Annotated in this window: 3 protein-coding genes; 2 read left to right on the top strand and 1 reads right to left on the bottom strand. The window is 33.7% G+C overall.

Translation table 11 applies throughout. From position 1 onward, the window contains the following. On the bottom strand, nt 1-731 hold a 731-nt coding region (locus VNJ50_RS06220), incomplete at its 3' end, for a ScyD/ScyE family protein (protein ID WP_325580068.1). A gap of 541 nt (nt 732-1,272) precedes the next feature. Here VNJ50_RS06220 and VNJ50_RS06215 point away from each other — a divergent pair. Both VNJ50_RS06215 and VNJ50_RS06210 read left to right on the top strand, forming a co-directional pair. After that, a complete protein-coding gene (locus VNJ50_RS06215; protein WP_325580066.1) occupies nt 1,273-2,091 on the top strand; it encodes an AraC family transcriptional regulator in 819 nt (272 codons plus the stop codon). A 547-nt stretch (nt 2,092-2,638) separates the two neighbouring features. After that, a partial coding sequence (locus tag VNJ50_RS06210) for a proline racemase family protein (RefSeq protein ID WP_325580063.1) occupies nt 2,639-2,869 on the top strand: 231 nt, incomplete at its 3' end.

Here is a 2,869-nt window from a genome sequence, read left to right as displayed (position 1 = left end):
TGTTGAGCCACCAAATGATTAGCTCCCTCCCCTTCCACGATATCCACAAGCATGGTAAAGCCCGTTTGATGAACAGATACATCGCCAGACATTGAAACTTTATAAATAACCGCTGCATCTGCGGGAAATGGAAATCCTGTTAAGGTAGTCACTAAAAAAGCATCTCCATCATATAGGATAGAAGTGGGCACAGCTTGAACGGTAGGTCCGCCCAAACCAGGAAACAAAGGATTGGGGATAGCTGGGAACTCAGCTAGAATGGAATAATCGTTCACACCCTTACGGTGAACAATAGCATTTGCACCAGCATCTGTAATGTAAAGATCTCCATTTGGTCCTTTCGTAAGGTTGTAGGGATGGGAGTCGTGATCAGGATTGCTTTCAGAAGGCAACTGAGAGATAACCGAAAAAATATCTTCAGATGGTAAATTCGTAGCATCTAATGGAGTATCACCAGGCTTAAAGTTAGATATATCAGCCAAGTACAAATGATCCCCGGACAAAACGTACATCATTTTACCTTCTCGTAAAATGTGAACGGTTCCTTGCAATTCGCCAGAATGTACATTGGCATACGATTCCAGATTAACAATGGCATCATACTTATGGCCATCTGGGGTAATCAAAATAACTTTACCATTGTTGTTATGGGTATCATTATTGGCATCTGGAACATCGGTACCACTTTCCGTTACCCAGATATTACCGTTGCCATCAGTTTCAACACCCATGACCCCCACTAGTCCTGAAGTGATTGTTTTAATTTCTAATACTGGAACATGCGCGCTATCATCGTCGTCGTCATTGCATCGAGTAAAAACGAACAGTAGGACAATAAAGAAAATCATTGTGATAAATTTAGTAGAAACTGAATAGGGTTTTGAATCTTTCATCATTTCTGTAGATTATTGATTAAAGAATAAAATTAAATTTCAAGCCATGAGTCTATGCTTAAAGTTTATCAAAGTTAAAAGGGGATTTGTAGAAAAAATAGTAGAAATACGACAAGTTTAATCAATCATTAACGTCCCCCAAATAATTCTCCACTAACCAACATATCATTTTAAAAAATAAAGAAGTGCAACCTATCTAAGTTTCTTTCCTGTCAAACTACTTGAGCAATTATTCATTTACATGATAAATCTGAAAAAAATAAATCAATGATTAACAGAGATTTAACACCTTATCACCTCAACAATATGATCTAAAATCGTACTTTCATAACAGAATTATCTCTTAAGATATTTTAAAATTTAATCCGTCTAAAAAGCTATGGTAACCACCTATTGTATAGCTCCAAACCCTATATTGGCTGCATACGTTTCCAGCTATACATTAAGACACTTTGATACTGGCGGCATAGATTTTAAAAGGCCATGGTTTGCCTGTCATCTTACTTCCATTGTTTTTTTCTTTAAGGACAAACAGATCAATTTACAAAATCCAATTAGTGGAATAATCATAAAAAAATGTAATTGTATAAATGTTTTAGGGCTAAGCTCCGAATATAATGGAGAAATGACTTATAATGGCTGCTATTTGCTTTTTGAAATAGCGTTTAATCCTATAGGTTTGAATGGAATATTTGAAATTCCTGTTTCAGAAATTAGAAATCACATCATGGATGGTATAGAACTATTAGGACCTGACATACAAACGCTTTATAGACTGCTGTGCAATGCAAAGGATATAAAAGAAATGGGACAGCTTGCAGATATTTATTTGTTGAACCATCTTTTAAAAAAAAATCAAGTTCACCAAAGTAATAATTTATTGAAAATTGTAGAAAACATTGTCAATAGCCATGGAAGATCAAATTTAGATCAGATTATTTTTCAAGCCAATATGAGTAACCGCAATTTGGAACGACTTTTTATCAATAAAGTTGGCGTTTCGCCTAAGCATCTCAACTGCATTGTAAGGTTTAATCTCGCCTTGTCCTTTAAAAAACGAAATGCAAAAGTTAATTGGTCAGCAATTGCAGCGGAATATGGCTATTTTGATCAAATGCACATGATAAGTGAGTTTAAACATCTGTCTGGAAACACACCTTCCAATCTTATGAAAATACTTTTGATGACTGAAAACTAACAGTCCTCCATATTAAATCAACTTAATCTATTTTTGTCGTTTCACCCTATTAAATTAGTTGATTTTCCAACTTCAAGCTTACTCAAAATTACTTCGATGGAAAAGTGAATCTCAAATCAATATTTCACTAAAATCTACAACCTACGTATGTTAAAGAATAATGCAACATCAAGCTGACTAATTTTCAATAAAAACAAAAGACAAAGGATTGCTTTTATGTTTTACTAGTATTTCTATTTTTAAAATGGATGGGATGACCTCAAAAGACAAAAAACTCAGCTATCATCATGAAGACCAACGTTTAATTACAAAAAACCCAAGAAAAAATTCAGGAATATATCACTGTTTCTTATTAGGTTTTAAAAGAAAATGAATGTATATTTATTTCTCTTAACACACCCTTTTTTGATGATTGCATCATATAAAAACTCTTCTTTTGAATTGGTTCTGCAAAAATAAATCTTAATGATAAAGTGAATATAACGATCAAAAACATTATAAAAACTTACCACCAAAATATATTACAACAACTTATTTAATTTTAAAAATGTATAATAAAATTTTAAAAAACACGGACTTTACAGCTCCAACAAATTGGTTACAAATTAAGACCATAGATATGCACACCGGCGGTGAGCCATTGCGGGTTATATTGGAAGGATTTCCACAGCTAAAAGGAGATTCGGTTTTAGCTTACCGTCAGGATTGCAAACAAAATTACGATCATTTGCGTACTGCACTAATGTATGAACCAAGAGGCCATAAAGACATGTATGGC

The sequence above is a fragment of the Gelidibacter sp. genome (genome assembly GCF_035577925.1).
Classification (GTDB): domain Bacteria; phylum Bacteroidota; class Bacteroidia; order Flavobacteriales; family Flavobacteriaceae; genus Gelidibacter.
The sequence above is the reverse complement of the archived record's forward strand: the minus strand, read 5'-3'. Positions and strand labels throughout refer to the sequence as shown.

Bases quoted from the DNA above. Each gene is read 5' to 3' on its own strand.
- VNJ50_RS06215 (WP_325580066.1), top strand. From the start codon at position 1,273: ATGGTAACCACCTATTGTATAGCTCCAAACCCTATATTGGCTGCATAC.